The sequence below is a fragment of the Luteibacter sp. Sphag1AF genome (assembly GCF_014192715.1).
In the GTDB taxonomy this organism is placed as follows: domain Bacteria; phylum Pseudomonadota; class Gammaproteobacteria; order Xanthomonadales; family Rhodanobacteraceae; genus Luteibacter.
In genome coordinates, this window is the sequence record NZ_JACHYH010000005.1 from 44,376 (window position 1) to 61,478 (window position 17,103).

The 17,103-nt window shown below is 64.9% G+C and carries 12 protein-coding genes; all 12 read left to right on the forward strand.

The window, feature by feature from the left end:
• The first annotated feature begins 14 nt into the window (after positions 1–14).
• From FHW69_RS13260 to FHW69_RS13315, 12 genes are read left to right on the forward strand one after another with little or no spacing between them, the layout of a single operon-like run.
• Complete coding sequence (locus tag FHW69_RS13260; protein WP_183423566.1) at positions 15–407, forward strand: hypothetical protein; 393 nt, start codon at positions 15–17, stop codon at positions 405–407.
• On the forward strand, positions 404–2,245 hold the full coding sequence (gene tssF / locus FHW69_RS13265; protein WP_183423567.1) for a type VI secretion system baseplate subunit TssF: 1,842 nt from the start codon (positions 404–406) through the stop codon (positions 2,243–2,245). Before FHW69_RS13260 ends, tssF begins: the two co-directional genes overlap by 4 nt.
• Complete coding sequence (gene tssG, locus FHW69_RS13270) at positions 2,209–3,357, forward strand: type VI secretion system baseplate subunit TssG (RefSeq protein ID WP_183423568.1); 1,149 nt, start codon at positions 2,209–2,211, stop codon at positions 3,355–3,357. The genes tssF and tssG overlap by 37 nt, the downstream gene beginning before the upstream one ends.
• A complete protein-coding gene (locus FHW69_RS13275) occupies positions 3,354–5,912 on the forward strand; it encodes a phage late control D family protein (RefSeq protein WP_183423569.1) in 2,559 nt (852 codons plus the stop codon). The genes tssG and FHW69_RS13275 overlap by 4 nt, the downstream gene beginning before the upstream one ends.
• 7 nt (positions 5,913–5,919) lie before the next feature.
• The gene (locus FHW69_RS13280; protein WP_183423570.1) at positions 5,920–8,502 is read left to right on the forward strand and encodes a DUF2169 domain-containing protein; all 2,583 of its coding nucleotides are present in this window, start codon (positions 5,920–5,922) and stop codon (positions 8,500–8,502) included.
• Positions 8,499–9,566 (forward strand): pentapeptide repeat-containing protein, encoded by a 1,068-nt coding sequence (locus tag FHW69_RS13285; protein WP_183423571.1) that lies wholly within the window; start codon positions 8,499–8,501, stop codon positions 9,564–9,566. The genes FHW69_RS13280 and FHW69_RS13285 overlap by 4 nt, the downstream gene beginning before the upstream one ends.
• A complete protein-coding gene (locus FHW69_RS13290) occupies positions 9,566–10,111 on the forward strand; it encodes a DUF3540 domain-containing protein (protein ID WP_183423749.1) in 546 nt (181 codons plus the stop codon). Before FHW69_RS13285 ends, FHW69_RS13290 begins: the two co-directional genes overlap by 1 nt.
• A gap of 5 nt (positions 10,112–10,116) precedes the next feature.
• Positions 10,117–10,515: a DUF4150 domain-containing protein gene (locus tag FHW69_RS13295; RefSeq protein ID WP_183423572.1), complete on the forward strand. Its 399-nt coding sequence runs from the start codon at positions 10,117–10,119 to the stop codon at positions 10,513–10,515.
• Complete coding sequence (locus FHW69_RS13300) at positions 10,512–10,976, forward strand: hypothetical protein (RefSeq protein ID WP_183423573.1); 465 nt, start codon at positions 10,512–10,514, stop codon at positions 10,974–10,976. Before FHW69_RS13295 ends, FHW69_RS13300 begins: the two co-directional genes overlap by 4 nt.
• 8 nt (positions 10,977–10,984) lie before the next feature.
• A complete protein-coding gene (tssK, locus tag FHW69_RS13305; protein ID WP_183423574.1) occupies positions 10,985–12,382 on the forward strand; it encodes a type VI secretion system baseplate subunit TssK in 1,398 nt (465 codons plus the stop codon).
• Between the two features lie 4 nt (positions 12,383–12,386).
• Positions 12,387–13,157 carry a DotU family type IV/VI secretion system protein gene (locus FHW69_RS13310; RefSeq protein ID WP_183423575.1) on the forward strand — a complete coding sequence of 257 codons (771 nt, stop codon included), beginning with the start codon at positions 12,387–12,389 and terminating at the stop codon, positions 13,155–13,157.
• A gap of 26 nt (positions 13,158–13,183) precedes the next feature.
• Positions 13,184–17,092, forward strand: a complete 3,909-nt coding sequence (locus FHW69_RS13315) for a type VI secretion protein IcmF/TssM N-terminal domain-containing protein (RefSeq protein ID WP_183423576.1) — start codon at positions 13,184–13,186, stop codon at positions 17,090–17,092.
• Positions 17,093–17,103: the final 11 nt, after the last annotated feature.

The window sequence follows — 17,103 nt, forward strand, 5'->3', positions numbered from 1 at the left end:
AAGGAGTGGGTGGCATGCAGTTCCTGATGGAGCGACTGGTCAACCGGACGGATACAGGCCTTGGCCTGGCGCCGCCATTCGACCTCGCCCAGGCGGTCGCCGCGCAGATCCAGCGCATCGTCGAGTGCCGACCGTTCCGTGGGGCCAACGATGCGCGCGTGTGCGACTTCGGAATGCCTCCCATCGTGGACTCGGGCATCGGCATGCCCGATCACCAGGTCTACGGTAGCCACCTCATCGAAGCCATCGTGCGTTTCGAGCCGCGCCTGCTTGCACCGCGGCTGGAGTGGGTCACCACCGGCAAGGCGCTCAGGCCCTATGCCATGGTGGTGCACGGAAACCTATGGCAGAACAACGAACCGGCTCCGTTCCGGTTCGAGATGCCGTGCCCGGGCGACATGGCATGAGCGTCGAAGTGCCTCGCCTCAAGATGTGGTTCGAGCAGGAACTGTCGTCCCTGCGGAACGAGGCCGTGCAGTTCGGTCAGTCGTTCCCGGCCCTGGCCCGCACGCTGGAAATGAGCGGCGGGCGCAGCAGCGATCCGCACGTGGAAATGCTGCTCCAGTCATTCGCCTGGCTGGCTGGCCGCCTGCGTTATCAGCTGGAAGTGGATCAGGCGGTGCTGCCGAACGCGTTGCTGGGCATCCTCTATCCGCACCTGGAAGCGCCGCTTCCGTCCATGATGATCGGCGAAATCGACGTCCGCTCTGACGGCGCCAACTTCGCCCACGGCGCCACGCTCGAGCGCGATCGCTACGTCTATGCGCTGGCCACCAACGACCTGGGCCAGCAGGTCCGCTGCCGCTTCCGCACGTGTTACGACACACCACTGTGGCCGCTGCGGATCGCCGGCCTGGACGTGGTGGCAGCCAACACGTATCCACTGGACGCCAGCGACACGCTCACGGCCTCGGTCATCTGCGCGCGCATCGCCCGCACAGGCAAGGAGCCGGTGCACGCGATGAACATGTCGTCGCTGCGCCTGTGCATCAATGCCGAACACAAGCAGGCCTATGCGCTATATGACGCGCTCTCCCTGCATCTGGTGCGCATGGCCGTGCGGATTCCCTCCACGGGCGAACTGCGCTATCTGGACGCCAACCAGCTCACCTGGTGTGGTTTCGACGAAAATCAGGCGGTGCTGGGCATCAACACGCTGACCCACCCTGGTTATCGCCTGCTCCAGGAATACTTCGCTTTTCCGCAGAAATTCATGTTCTTCGATGTTGCCGGTATGGACCTTGCCGGCGTGGATGAAGAGTGGGAGCTGCTGTTTCTGCTGGATGACCCGTTCCTGGTTGACGTGCCTGCCACGCGGGAAGATCAGTACGACACGCCGCTGCTGAAGCTCAACTGCCTGCCGCTGATCAATCTGTTCCGCCAGCGCATCGAGCCGTTTGCGCTGGATCAGGCGCACTACGAATACCGCGTGATCGGTGACGAGCAGAACCATCGCTATTGCGAGATCTACCGGATCGAAGAGCTGGTGTCGCTGCGCCCTGATCGCAGCCCGAGGCCGGTCGCGCCGTATTTCTCGCTGGACAACTTCCAGCAAATGGACAAGCTGGATTACTTCTACGCTACCCGGCGCGAGGTCAACCAGACTGGCGCGGTGCATGGCACAGAGACGTTCGTGTCGTTTCTGGACGCGGAGTTCGACATCACGTTGCCTGCCGACGAATTGATCGGGGGCACGGCGCTGTGCACCAACCGGCGACTGCCGCAACAGCTTCTCGTTGGTACCGTGTTGTATCTGGAGGGCGCCGGCCCGGTCAGCTCGCTTCGTGTGGCCAGCAAACCCACGCCCAACCAGCCACCGCAGATGGTGGGTGAGCGGCCCTGGGCGCTCGTGTCGCAGCTGTGCCTGAACCATCTCTCCCTGATCGACGGCGACCGTGGCCCGCCTGTGCTCAAGAACATGCTCCGGCTGCATGTCGGACCCGCCAGCCTGACCGGCTTCCGGCAGATTGACGGCATCCGCTCGCTCAGCAGCCGGCGCGTGCAGCGACGCATGCCGCGACGAGAGGCATGGCGTGGCTTCGTGGATTGCCTGCAAGTGCGCGCCCAGGTGGACCCGGGACATTTTGAAGGTGGCAGCGCCGTGCTGTTCGGCAGCGTGTTGCATCGCTTCCTCGCGTTGTATTCGGAAGTGAACACCGTCGTCGAACTCGTTCTGGAAACATCCGACCGCCGAGGAGAGCTGAAGTCATGGGAACCCCTGACTGGCGCACAGGTCAACCTCTAGTCGAGCGGCTGCACGCGCGGCCGGCCAGTTTCGACTTCTTCCAGTGGGTGCGGCTGCAATCGTGGCCAGGCGCAGGCACGCTTGATATCCGCACGCGCCAGCGCGGCGCACGCGAGGCCAGCGGGCACCTGCGTTTTCGCAACGAGATGTCTCCGGTGTTTCCGGGCAGCGAGATTTCCGCCGGGCGCCTGCGCCAGGAACGGACGCGCGCCTTGTCGGTCAGCCGGCGCGATGGCACGAAGCGTACGGAACTGTTTGTTTCAAACTTTGTGCTGTCCGGCGTTCTCGGGCCGATGCCCGACAGCTTCGCCGAATGGATTCGCCAGCGCCTGATCGACAGCGACCCGGGCATGGCCGAGTTTCTGGACATCTTCAATCATCGTCTGAGTGCGCTGCGCTACGCCCTGAAGGCGGCCAGCGTCCCGGCGTTCGATGCGGTTCGTCCCGAATACACCCGTTATGCCGATGCCGTGGGCGCACTGATGGGTCTTACGGCGTTTCAGGGTGAAGGCGCGACCATCCTGCAACGCGAAGTGCCGTTGCCCAAGCGCGCATTGCTCGCGCTGGCGGGGCTGGTGGGGCAGGGGCGCAAGAGTGTGGCGCCGGCGCGGCTGATACTCAGCATCTATCTCGACGCCCCGGTGCGCATCGAGGAATGGGTCGGCGCGTGGCGACCCATCGAGGCACGAGACCAGACGCGGCTTGGCCGGCGCCGGCTGAAAGACACGGCCCCGCTGGGCAGGCGTGTATGGGTGAATCATGCCGGCATCCGGCTGCACGTGGGCCCGATTCCGTACGCGCGCCTGTGCACGCTGCTGAATGATCGGGTAAACCACAACGAGGAAGGCGTGCTCCATTTTGGCGACGGTTATCGCGGGCTGGTCGCTCTGGTCCGCTATCTGTTTGATCGCCACGTCGATGTCGAGGTGGAAGTGACGCTCGACGACGATGGCGCACCGATACCGGGCCTCGGCGGCACGGGAGTGCCGGGCGGTACACAGAACACGTTCGGCGCACGGCTTGGGCAAACCAGCTGGGTATCGGGCGCACCGGGTGAACCGCGCCGCGTGCGTTTCTCCATCACAGCCGACGACAGCGGAGCCAGCGCATGAGCGCGTGGGTCACCGAAGGCGTGGGCCAGACTGCGATCAAGCCCATCGGCCACCTGGGCGAGGCCGACTCACCGCTGCTGTATCTGCATTGCGGCATTTCGCTGGCGGGCAACCAGTGGCTGGGCGATGAGACCTTCCGGCTGCTGTCGTTTGAAGGGCAGGAGTCCATCTCCGAGCCGTTCGACTACCAGTTGCAACTGCGCGGCAACACGTCGCCGAGGCACGGTCGCGCACTGACTTTCGAGTCGATCATCGGGCGTCCGGTGACGGTCGGGCTCAACCGTCCGTTCCCGGATGGCGCTGCGGATGCAGCAGCGCGTTTTGCGCGTGCCATTCGCGAAGGCAGTGCGCCGGGCATGACGCTGTACAACGGCCTGGTCACCTCGTTCGCGATGGAAGAGCCTGGCGTCTACCGGCTGGGTATGAAGCCCGCACTGTGGCGGCTGACGCTGACCAACCGCTATTGCGTGCATGCACAGATGAATGTGCGCGACGTGATCGAAAAGCTGATGCGCATGCACTACATCGACTATTCACTGGAGGCGGTTTCCGGGCACGACAACATCGCCATAGCCCGCACGCAGGACTGGCTCCAGGCAGGCGAAAGCGATTTCGAGTTCCTGCGCCGCATGATGTCCAAGGCGCACATCTACTACTACTTCCGCCATACCGGGCAGGGGCATACGGTGGTGTTCGCCAACCGGCCCGCCTATCCGAAGGCGTTCGGGGATCGCCCGCTGCGCTACACCCACACCTCGCTGGACGAGGCGGGCATGCAGCAGGACGACGTTGTCTTCCAGTACGCGTTCCAGCAGTCCCTTACCAGCACGGGCGTAAACGGTCGGTTCACGCACCAGGAGAACGCGGCGGACCAGGATCCGGTGCCAACATTCCAGACTTTCGCCTCGTATGCACCGGCTGATACGGGCGAGCTGCCGTTTCAGCAGTACCGCAGCTACCAGTACGGCATGAGCAGTGCCACGGTGCGCGAATACGTACGCAACACCGCGTCAAGCATGGCCGGTGCATCGCGCCAGTTGACCGGGTCGTGCACGTGTTCCGGATTCCGGGTCGGCTACCAGTTCACCCTGAAGGGTGAGATGGCCGCAGGCCTGCACCCGTCACCCGTGCGGCCGTCGCTGGAAGGCGTGGCGTTCGTGCTCAACAAGGTGCAGCACAAGGCATCGGCAGACGGTGGCTACAGCAACAGCTTTGAATCGACCGATGCGAACGCGATGCTCAGTCCGTTCTCGGTGGGTGACACGCAGATGGGTGCCATCCTGGCCAGGGTGGTGGACAAGGCCGGTCACGGCCCGATCGACTGGCGGTTCTATGAGCCGAAGAACTTCGATCCGGAAATGAGCCGGTTGCGTGACACCCAGGCGGCACCGCAGGACCTGATGGCGCGCGGCGTGTATGTGGAGTTCTCCACGCCCGGATCGCCGGCCACGCCCACCTGGGTGAAGCTGGCGGCGCACATGACGACCGTGCCGGAGATCGGCGTGACCGTGCTGGTCACCCGTGCCAACGACGAATCGGAACTGCCTGAAGTACAGAGCGTGGTGCAAGCCAACGGCAGCCTGGTCATTACGCCTGCCGGGTGGAGTGCGAACACGCACGTCGGCAGCAGCTACTCCACCAGCTACGGCGACGGCCAGAGCATCCGCTTCGGTCGCACCTCGCAGTACAACCTCAACAACGCCGTAAAGATCGTCAACTCCACATACGATACCGGCGACTATCGCGACACCAGCTATTCGCAGGGCGCCAGCTACAGCTATTCCACGTCGGAGAATGGCGCCGACGGCCTGCTGAGCCGGTCGGAGTCGTACGGCAGCACGTACAACACGCAGGAAGCCAAAGAGGTGTGGAGCAAGAGCACCCTTGGTGGCTCGATCAGCTACTCCACGGTCAATGGCGACACGCACTCCGAAGACACGACGACGGGCACGGCGACGCGCATTTCCTCGCAGAACATCGTGCTGGGCACCTCCACCACGCAAATGCAGAGCAACACCAACATGGTGGGGCTGACCTCGAGCATTGACCTCGTTGGCCTGTCCAGTGCGGTGTCGACGACGGGTGCGAGCATGGGTGTGCACACGGTCGGTATCGCCGGCAGCGTGGCGTTGACCGGCCTGCGCTCCGATGCGCAGATCACCGGCCTGACCGACAGCACGTCGGTGACCGGACTTTCCACTGCCATGTCGGCCACGGGTACCAGCACGCAGGTTCATGCCACCGGCCTGAGCTCCACCACATCGCTGACCGGCGTCAGCACGCAGGTCGGACTCACCGGCAGCAGCAACGACATCAGCCTGACCGGTGCAAGCACGCGCATGAGTGTGACCGGTGCGAGCACCAGTGTTTCGGTGACCGGCAGCAGTTCGGATGTCAGCGTGACAGCCAGCGAGACGCGCTTCGGTTTTCATGGCTCATCCACCTCGGTGGATGTGACCGGCACGGGTGCGTCCATGACGATTGCAGGCGCGCGACTTACCGTCGAGATCGTCGGTATCAGTTGCAATATCCCCATCATTTTCGTGTACGTATGAGGCAGGCATGAAAATTGTCAAACCGATGACGCTCGGCGTGATGCACCGCCCGTACCGCTGGCGGGGCAAGCACCGGTTGCTCGTCGCGACGCTGAGCTTCTTCGATCTGGGCGGGCGCGTGCAGTACCTGCTGCGTGACAACCTGCAATGGCGCAAGGTGATGGCGAGCCTGCCAGCCGGCAAGCCACTGGACGAGCTGATGCCCAAGGCGCGCGGCGAGGCGTTGGTCGCGGGCAGTGCGTATGCGGCCCACGGCATCGCCACGACCGAGCAGCGTGTCCGTCTGCAAGTGGGTGCCATCGACAAGAGCCTGCGCGTGCTCGGTGATCGCGAGTGGCTTTACGGCATGCTGCCGTTTTTCAGTGTGACAGAGCCGAAACCCTTCACTTCCATGCCGCTGACCTGGGATCGCGCCTATGGCGGCGCCCGGCACCCGGCCAACCCGGAAGGCCGCGGCTATACGCCGTCGCCCGTGCGCGCGTGGGTGGGGCGCAACCATGGCGTGATGCCCAACATCGAAGATCCCCGTATGCCGGTGCGTGGCCTGCGCCGCCGCTATGCGCCCGCCGGTTTTGGTCAGCTGGATGTTGGCTGGATGCCGCGCAGCCAGTGGATCGGCACCTATGGCAAGGCCTGGCAGAGTGAGCCATATCCGGGCCTGGCGGATGATACGCACCCGGAATTCTTCAACGCAGCGCCGCTGGACCAGCGACTGCCGGGCTTCTTTGAAGGTGGCGAAACCTATCAGCTCGAAGGCATGCATCCGGAGCGGGCCATGATCGAGGGCCAGCTTCCGGAGTTCCGGCCGCGCGCGTTTGTGCATCGGGCGGGGCATCCGGCCGATGCCGTGGACGAGGTGTCGCTCAGCTTCGACACGGTCTGGTTCTTCCCGGATGTGTCGCTTGGCGTGGCCATTCATCGCGGCGAAGTGGATGTGGACGACAGCCTGGCGATGGATGTCGAGGCGCTGATGGTTGCCTACGAACATGCCGGTGACGCTCCGCGCTCGTTCGCGCACTACGGACAGGTGCTGGCGTTGCGCATGAATCGCGACACGGCCGCCCGTCACGTGTTCAACGAATCGCAGCTCACCCCCGAGCCCGATGCCAGCGTTCGCGCTACCCGGCTGGAAGAAGATCAGGCAGAGCGCAAGCGCCGGGAGGCGGCCCATGTGGTTCGCCATGCCGCCATCGCAGCGGAGCTGGAAGCCGAAAGCGGCATTCCTGCGGCACCGGCTCCGCCGATGCCCGATCTCCCGTTACCCGGCGAAGCGGCTATTGCACGCGGTGACTTCGACATGGGCGCGTTGCTTGACGCCGCACAAGCGGTGGCCGATAAGGCCAGCGCCGATGCCGATGCCCTGCGCAAACAGAGCGCCGACGATCTGGCGAGCGTTACCCAGGCCGCCGCTTCTGATCCGATGACGGTGGACGAAGCGCTCGCACGTGCACAAGGCAACGGTGGAGCGATGCCATCGCTGGCGGAGTTCAGCACGATGTTCGATGTGCCCGCCGCATCCATCGAGCAGCTTCACGACTTGCAGCGGCGCGGCCGTCTGGCCTCTCCGGCGCCCGAGACGCCGTTGCCCGCACTGGCCCCCGAAGTGGCGGCTGCGGTCGGGCAGTGGGTGTTGTCGCGGGTTCGCCAGGGCGCCTCGCTGTATGGCTGTGACCTGGCAGGGGCGAACCTGCGTGGCGCGATGCTTTCCGGTGCGGACCTTCGCGGGGCGCTGCTGGAAGCCTCTGATCTGAGCGATGCCCAGCTCGATGGCGCCGACCTGAGCGAAGTGGCACTTGCCGGTGCCACGCTGGATCGTGCCAATTGCGCAGCAGCACGCTTCGATGGGGCGAACCTCGGACGCACCCTCGCGCGGCGCACGAGCTTCCGTGGAGCGATCTTCACCAACACCCAGGCGAGCGATGCCAACTGGAGCGATGCGGACCTGACCGGCGCACGCTTCGACCAGTGCGTGGCACCCAACATCGTGCTTGATCGCGCGAACTGCGAACAGACAACGCTCAACGACTGCGTGTTCCTTCACGCGCGGGCGCAGGGCAGCCGCTGGGCCCGCAGCCAATGGCAGCGTACGGTGGCGCTGGGCTCGCAGCTGGCAGACACGGACTGGCAGGAGGCATCGCTGACGCGTTGCGTCCTCATGGAAAGCCGCCTGACGGACAGCGTCTGGACCGGTGCAACGCTCACCCGCGTGCAGGGCGGCGGTGGTGCCGATTGGGCACGGGCTGATCTGCGCCGCGTGCGCGCCGAAAAGTCGAGCTGGCGGGATGCCAGCGTCGCCGATGCCAACCTCAGCGAAGGCCAGTTCCGCGAATGCGACTTCAGCGGCACCACGCTCACCCACGCCTTGATGGAGCGCACGCTGTTCTATCGTTCGCTGTTCATGGGCGGTGTGCTCACGGCCTGCCATGCGCAGTCGGCCGATTTTTATCAGGCCATGTGCCGCCGTGCGGATTTCCGTTCGGCGAATCTTCGCGATGCCAACTTCGTGCAGGCCGAATGCACAGAGGCCCTGTTCGCGGAAGCCTGCCTTGATGGCGTGCGCCTGGAACCCGGCCGGAGGCTCAGGGTATGACGACCTGGAGCGACATCGAGCAGGCACAGCGACTTGGCCGTCCGATCACGGACGTCACCATCGTTGGACTGGACGGCACGGGCCGGCACATTGACACGCTGGTGGCCAGCAACGTGAGCTGGGAGGGCGCCGTGCTGACGCATAGTCATCTGAAGCACGTTTCCTTCGTGGATTGCGACCTGCGCGGCGCGGACTTCCGCGGCGCCGTCATGAGCTGCTGCAGCTTCACGCACTGCCAGCTCGACGGGTCGCTATGGGATGGCGCCTCCCTGGAGCAGACCGCCATCACCCAAGGCAGCGCAGCAGGCAGTCAGTGGCGGGGTGCATCCATCGCGCTGAGCACACTGACGCAGGCCTCGCTGGTCCGCGCGGACTTCTCCACGGCCAGCCTGCATCGCTCCGTGATTGCCCAGTGCGACATCACGGGGCTTTCCTTCGCGGGCGCGTCGCTTGATCTGGTGGTGATGCCCGATGCGGACTTCCGCACCCTGACGCTCGCCGGCATGAAGGCGTTCGCGTGCGTGTTTCGCGCAGCCAATTTCTCCGCCATGGATCTGAGTGGCCTCTCGCTCCAGCGCTGCCTGATGGAATCGGCCGATTTCACCGGCACGTGCCTGCGCGGCGCCGACCTGCGGGAGGCCAACGCGCACCAGGCCGTCTTCATGTCCTGCGACATGCGCGATGTGCAGGCCAGCAATACGCTGTTTCTCGAATCAAAGTGGACCGACGTGGATGCCTCGTCGCTGATTTGCGAAGGCGCGCTGTTCCAGTCTGCCGTGATGGTCCGGGTCAGGATGCACGCCGCGCGCGCCACGGGAACGGTCTGGGACCACGCGATGCTGGATGACGTGGACCTCACCGGAGCGGATCTGCGCTACGCCCGCTTCGATCATGCCAGCGCACAGGGACTGGGCTTTCGCGACGCCAATCTCTCCCATGGCAGCCATCACAACACGCATTTCATCACCGTGGATCTGCACGGAAGTCGCCAGACCGGCGTGCGTGGCACGTCGCCCGCGCGGCTTGTGGCGGAATCTCGTTCCCTATCGCTGGAGAGTCACTGATGTTCGCCGCCCATCGCAGCAAGGTTTCCCCTCTCGCGCCCGCCTGGTCTGAAGGCGTGATCCGCGCGCCTCTGGACGGCAACGCATGGCGCCTGGACGACGGCCGTTCGGCACGGCAGGCCGTGTCGTGCCTGGTGACGCCGCAGCCCGGCGATGCCGTGCTGTTGCTTGCCTCGGCCTCGGGCGAATGCTTCGTCGTGCATGTGCTGTCGCGGGATCAGGGCGGTCGCGCCACGCTGGCCGTGCCGGGTGCCGATGGCATGTCCATCCGCCAGGACCACGTGGATATTGCCAGCCAGACCATCGCCGTCCGCGCGCGCGGTGCGGTGGAGGTCACCTCCGTGGAAGGTGCCGTATCGCTCAACGCGCGGCGCATTGTGTTGGGCGCTGCGGAGTCGCTGGTGCAGACCGCACGCACCTATATCGGTCAGATGGAACAGTACCTGCTGACCGCACGCCAGCTCCTGCGCCTGCACGGTGAGCAGACCATGATTACGGCGAGGCAGGACGCCAAGATTGATGCCGAACGCATCAGTCTGGGCTGACAGACATGTTCGTGAACACCAACCTGGGCGTACTCAGCCTCGCGTTTCCGGACGTGTGCTTCATTCCCGTGCTGGGCATTCCGACACCCGCGCCGTTCCCCAACATTGCCCTGTCGTTCGCGGATATCCCGGCGCAGTTCCAGGTGATCGTCGGCGGCGGGCTGGCCGAGAACATCGTGACGGTCGGTGCCATCAGCAACGGCGACACGCCCGGTCTGCAAGGCGGCGTGGTCTCGCACATGTTCATGGGGCCATTCCGCTCGCTGCTGGGAAGCTTCAAGGTGATGATGGGGGTGATGCCATGCACGAAGATGCTCGGCATCATGGGTCAGAACGGGCTGCTGCCCAATGCGGTGGGCATCTCCCTGACGCCCTCGCAGGTCAGCGTCGTGGTGCTCAGTTGAATACGCGCATCGTCATGCTTCTGGCATGCCTGCTGACGCTGGCCGGGTGCGGGGCCATTGCGAAGCTGATGCCAGGCCATGTGCCGACGACGCGCCTGTCCAGCCTGCGTGTGGCCGCACCTCCCGGTGCCAACCTCAATTCGGCCGTGGCACTGGACGTGGTGTTCGTCTACAACGCGACGGCCACCGCGATGCTGCCGAAGACGGCGCCGGAGTGGTTCTCGCAAAAGACGGCGCTGATGACGGGCCTCGGCCGCAACGTGGACGTCGTGTCGCTACAGATCCCGCCGGCCACGGTGGTCGATACGGTGCGCCTGCCTGATCGGGCGGGCAAGGCCATCGGTGTGTACACGTTCGCCAATTACCAGAGCAAGGACGGGCAGGCGCGCGGTGACATCACCACTAATCGTCACGCCGTGATCTGGCTGGCGGCAAGCCAGATTGCCGTGACTGAACAGTAGGAATTCCCATGAGCGCCGTCGTTGATACAACACCCATGCTGCCCGAGGCCGTCTCCTGGTCCGAGGGCATGCTGCTTTCGCCACAGCACTTCCAGCAGAACGACATCTTCTGGAACCAGTTGTTGCAGCAGCGCCTTGCACTCTTGCAGCCCTACGGATGGGGCGTGCTGGACATGGCACTGGATGCCACGGAACTGAGCAAGGGGCGCGTACAGCTTTCGCGTCTGCGCTGTGTGATGCCCGACGGGTTGCTGATCGACTACCCGGGCTACTTCGAGTCGTTTGACCTCATGCTCGACCTGAAGGATCACGACTGGAGTTCGCAGCCGGAAGTCGTTGTGCACGTGCGCGTGCCCGTGCGTGGCAAGGGCGCGGCCAGTTCCGTCGGTGACATGCAGCGCTACACCATCGAGCGCGGTGCTCCGGAGTCGGACGAGAACACCGGCAAGGACGACATCATCGTCGACCGCATGCGTCCGTGCATGAGCCTGGTTGCGGGAGCCACCGTCGCGCGCAGCTACTGTTCGTTTCCACTGTTGCGCCTGTTTGGCGATTCCCTCGGTGTGCACCTGGCACCGTTCCACCCCCCCATGCTGCGAACCGACGCGTCGGGCTTTCTCGGCCAGTCGGCGCTGCAAAGGCAGCTGAGCCTGCTTTCCGATGCGCTGTGGCAGAAGTACCGCGAGCTGTTGGGCGTCCGGGTGGATGACCGCGGCCAGTCGCGCTATGACGGAGAGGCGAGCGTGCAGATTCAGGCCGCGCGCTATCTGGTAATGGGCCTGCCGACATTTGACGCGCTGCTGCACGCGGGCACCACCCATCCCTGGCAGATGTATCTGGCGCTTTCCCAACTCGTGGGCTTTGTAGCGGCAACGGCCGGCGCGCGGCAGCCGCCTGCGATGAAGGGCTACGATCACAATGACTGCCTGCCGCAGTTCCAGCAGGCCATCAGTTACATACGCGAGCAGCTGGCTCATCTCAACGCGGACTACCGCGTGCTGGACTTCAGGCGGGTAGGGGCCTCGGGTTTCCATTGCGATCTGCCTGCGGGCATCGCCACGGACAATCTGTTGATCGAAGTGACGCCGCGTCAGGGGCAGCTCCCGGCGAAGCTCAACGAGTGGATGACCAGCGCGCGCATCGGCAGTGAGTCGCTGATCTACACGCTGGTTCGCCAGCGCATGACCGGCGCGTCCATTCATGCTGCGACGCCCGCGCAGGTCACGGCGCTGAATCTGCGTGCCGGTGCGTTCGTGTACGAGCTGAGCAACGGCAGCATGCAGACGGCGGCAGGTACGAACCGGCACTTCATCTCCGATGGACAGACGCTGGTGATCCTGGGCGAGCCGGACAGCGACGTGCCGTCGGCCATCACGCTATACCTGCCGCGCGAGGCCGCCCGCTGACGCCATGGTGACAAGCATCGCCAGCCCGAGCTTCCTGCTTGCCCGCTTCGCCGCCTTCTACGAGGAAGTGGCGAAGATCAAGCTTGCCGCGCAAAGCGGGGATCTGGTGCGCCTGCTGCAGCCGGACGACCCGCATGCGGCCATTGATGCGCACCAGTTGGCCGAACGGGTGTCGACGCGTTTGCTCGGTGTGCTGGACCGGCAATCCCGCGATGTGGTGGCCGCAGCCACCGAGGCGGAACTGCGCGCGTATCGTCGCGCACGTTATGTGATGGTGGCTCTGGCCGATGAGATATTCATCCTTGATCTTCAGTGGCCCGGCGCGGAGCACTGGCCCGAACACATGCTTGAGTACGCCGTGGAACGCACCCGGCTCGCGGGACGCCGCTTCTATGAATTCGTGAACGACCTGATGGGTGTCAGCGAGCGGACAGTGCTTGATGCGGACCTGGCGGCGGTGCTGCTGATCGCGTTGCAGCTCGGCTTTCAGGGCATGTACCGGCGCCACGATGGCCAGGAAAACCCTCGCATCCGCGAATGCCGCACGCGCCTTTATCCGCTGGCCAGTGGCCGCCGACTGGGCGCGGAGGCGGCGCGCGCGTTTTCGCAGGCCTACGAATACACGGTGGTGGTGGACCGGGACAATACCCGCGTGGCGCTGTCGCCGTGGCTGCGGGGCGTGGCGTACGGCGCATTGATCTACCTGGTGCTGTCGTCACTGGTGTGGCTGTTGCTGACCTGGTCGCTGCTGGACACCATCGGGGGGGTGAAATGACCGCGCCGGTCACCACGCACTCATCCATGAGCACGGTCTTCATCGTGGTGGTGGTGCTCGCCGGCATCGCGTTCATCATCGCAGCGTGGCTGATGTGGCGCGCACGCGCACGGCCCATGGCGGCGATGCCGAAGACGGGCCGCGATGGCCAGAGCCTGTGGGTGCGTTTCCGTGACAACGTGCGGCGCCGCTGGGCGGTGATCGACCGCGCGGTACGCTACGTTCTGGCGCGACGGGACTGGCGGTACAACAGTTCGTGGCTGCTCGTGCTCGGCTTCCCCGGTGACGGCAAGAGCAGCATCGCCGCATCGGTGCCCACGGCCATGCAGCGCGCGCCGCAGCGGCGCGACGCGCGCCAGGAGAAGTTCCTGTCGGCGGCGGTGGCCAACAGTTCGTGGTATTTCCTCGATCAGGGCATCCTGATCGACACCCACGCGGTGATGCCGGTGCCCGGCCCCAAATCGCTGGCGGATGCGCGCTGGCCGGACATGCTGGCCGATCTGGACACGCTGCGCCCCGACCGCGCCGTGGACGGCATCGTCTGGGTCATTTCCGCCGCGCGCCTGTTTGCCGCCAGCGACGACGAGCGCCTGGCTCTGGGACGCTACGCGTATGCGCGCGTGCACGAATTGCAGGACGCCATCGCATACGCGTTACCCGTGTACGTGGTGGTCAGCCAGTGCGACGTGCTGCCCGGCTTCAACGCGTTCTGGAAGGCACAGGACCCGGCGTTGCGCGAACAGATGATCGGCTGGTCCAGTCCCACCATCGACGACAATGGCCTGCCGTCGGAGTGGGTGCCGCGTGCGTTCGACAAGGTGATCGACGGCATGCGCGCACTGGTGCTGGATGCCGCAACCACGAAGGATCATATCGAGGACGCCGACGGATTCTTTCTGTTCCCGCAGCACATGCGCAGCCTCCAGGCCCCGCTGCTCACCTTCCTCGAAGCGCTGTTCAAACCCAACGTCTATGACACCCGCTCATTCTGCCGGGGCCTGTACTTCACCGGTGCCCCCGAGCCGGTTGCGCCCGGTGGCGGCGTGCGCAAGGACATCGCTTTCGTGCCCGAACTGGTTGGCTTCAAGGCGCTGGCCGAACGGCGTCTTGCGGTGCGCACGCAGAAGGGACTGCTTGCGCGCAACCGCCTGATTCGCAGGCTTCAGCTGGGCTGTCTGGCCGTTGCGGTGGCACTGGCCGTGGCGCTGCCGTGGAGCGCGGCGCAGGTAAATCGCCATGCGCAGATCCTTCGCGACACCGTGGTCAACATCTCGGTGAACAGCAAAGTCACCGAGCAGCCGGGATGTCTGGATCAGGCCCGCGTCTACATGCTGGTGGAGCAGGTAACCTCGCTCAACGAGAACACCCGCTACCTGGCCATTCCGCTGTCGTGGGTCGACAGGCGCATCAATCACGGTGTGGCCGACGTCGTGTCGACTCAGGCCTTGCAGGAAGTGGTGCTGCCGTCCCTGGCCTGCCATCTCCAGAAGAAGATCGACGCGCTGACGGCCACGACACTGAACGTGTCCGAGTCGATGACTGAGCCCAGCGCGGCGTATCGCAACGATCAGGACCAGCTGAAGGCCCAGTTGTCCGAACTGGCGGTCCTGGAGAAAAACCTCCAGCGCTTCGTCAACATCGCCCAGCCAGGTGCCGTGGAACAGCGCTCGCTGCTGCTGGATTTCGGCGCGTTGTCCGAATACGTGTACGGCAAGCCGCTGCCGGACAAGACGCTCAAGGTCGACAGCCCGCTTTCCGATGCCTTGTTGCAGGCTACATATGCCGATCCACCGAAGGTCACACCCGAGCTGCGCGCCCGGCTGGCCCAGCAGTTTGATCGCATGGCAGCGCAGGCCCAGAGTGATCTTCTGCGGCGTGCCGGCTCGGGCGTATCACTGCTTTCCTCGTTGCAGGAAGGCAAGCCACCGGTACTGGACACCCTGCGCAGCTTCAACGGCTGGCTGGACTGGGTGCATGGCGCGTGGCTGCTCAGTACTCCGGAAGACAACCCGTGCACGCGCATGGGTGCGGAGATTGCGCCCGGCATCCAGACGCTGATCCGCGACCATCTTTATGACCCGACCCTGCGCGCCACGCTGGACCGCTTCAATGCCACCCAGTGCTATCAGCCCGCGCTGGACGGCCTGCGCGCAGCGAGCGTGGCACCGTATGGTGCGCTGCTGGTAGTCAATCCCACCACGCATCAGCTCGAAGGCATCAATCCGGGCCTCAACCGGGAAGCGGCGGGTCTGCGCGCGCTGGCCGACGTGGGCTACATGCAGGTGAAGTCACCGCAGCCGTATCACTGCAATGGCGCGGCCGGTGGCTGGCGTCCGGGCACGTTCGATCCGCTGCTGTCCGATCTTCGCGAGTACCAGATGTTTGCCAGCCAGCAGAACATCAGCCAGCTGACACCCGCGGCGGACCAGCCCCTGTATGACCGTCTTGCGCGCGCTCAGCTGGACATGGCTCTACAGGATGCGCTTGCCCGGAATCTGCGTACGGTAGTGCAGCCGGTGGATACCGGACTGGACGCGACCTCGCAGATTGATCGCGAGCTGGCCACGGAAAGCGCCGACCTCGCAGCCGCGCTGCCACCGCTGATGCAGGCCCAGCAACGCATGCGTCAGCTGGGTCTGAACAATCTTGCCGATGAAATGGGCCAGTGCGCGCAGAACTACGGTTCGAGCATGCTTCTGGACGTGTCGGGCCTGGCGTCGGCCAGCCATCTGTACGATCCGCCGGGACAGTCGACCGAGGGAGACGGCTCGCCGCTGTTCGACCTGGGCACTACGCCGGTACTTCAGGACTATCTGGATCGCCAGCTTCAGCGCGTGCAGGTGCTGGCACGCTACGCGGCGCCGTTCGTGTCGCTGCTGAAACAGACCCAGGGCGTCAACAACACCCAGCGGCGCAACTCGCAGACCGACACGTACTGGAGCAACACCATCGCTGAGCTGAACCGTGCGGTGCAGTTCGCCGATCCGGCTGGCCAGGCAGCGCATCTGAACGATGTGTTCCTGAAGCAACTGGCCAACCTGACGGCGGCCACCTGCGATTCCACCTGGAGCACGTACGTATCGGCGCCGGTTGGCAACGACCTGTTCTCTGCACGGCGCAGCGCGATGGAATCCATGGGGCGCGCCGCCTGCGCCAACCACGGTCAGGCGGGCATCGACCTGCATTACATGCGCATCGGCATGCTGTTCAACAGCCAGCTGGCGGGCCGCTATCCCTTCGGCAAGGCCGACTCGCGCGAGCTTTCACCGGGCATCGTGAAGGGGTTCTTTGTGTACTACGCGCAGGAGAAGCCGGAACTGGTCGCCCAGCTTGCGCATGCGAAGGGGGATCGTGCGGATCGCATGAAGGCCTTCATCAGCCAGCTGGATGCGGCACAGACGTTCTTCGCCAGCAATCTGCTGCTTACGCCGCAAAGTGGTCCGGTCGATGTGCAGGTCGGGTTCCGTGCGCAGGCTGCCGATTCGCCGGTCAGCAATCAGCTGATCGCATGGACCCTGACGGGCGGCGACCAGCCACCGGCCGCGTGGCCGGGCACGGCAACCACCTTTACATGGCACGTGGGCGACCCGCTGTCGCTGGACCTGCAATGGGCGGATCGGTCGCGCTTCACGCCCGTGGCCGACGATGCGCAGCCGGATCTGTCGGTCATCGGCTATCACGCTACCTTCCGCGTCAATGGCTCCTGGGCGCTGTTGCGCATAATGGATGCCTACGCGGCGGCGGGCCCGGCGAATGCGCTGGACCCGGACCAGAAGCTCCTGCGTTTCCAGGTGCCGGTCCTGGACAGTCAAGGATCGCGCACTGCTGCCGACTTCTACCTGACGCTCAAGCTCGGCGGATCGGATGCGGCCACCCACGCGCCGGTATCGCTGGCTCCCCCCAATTTCCCGCGCGAGGCACCCGTGCTGTGGTGACCTTTCGCCTG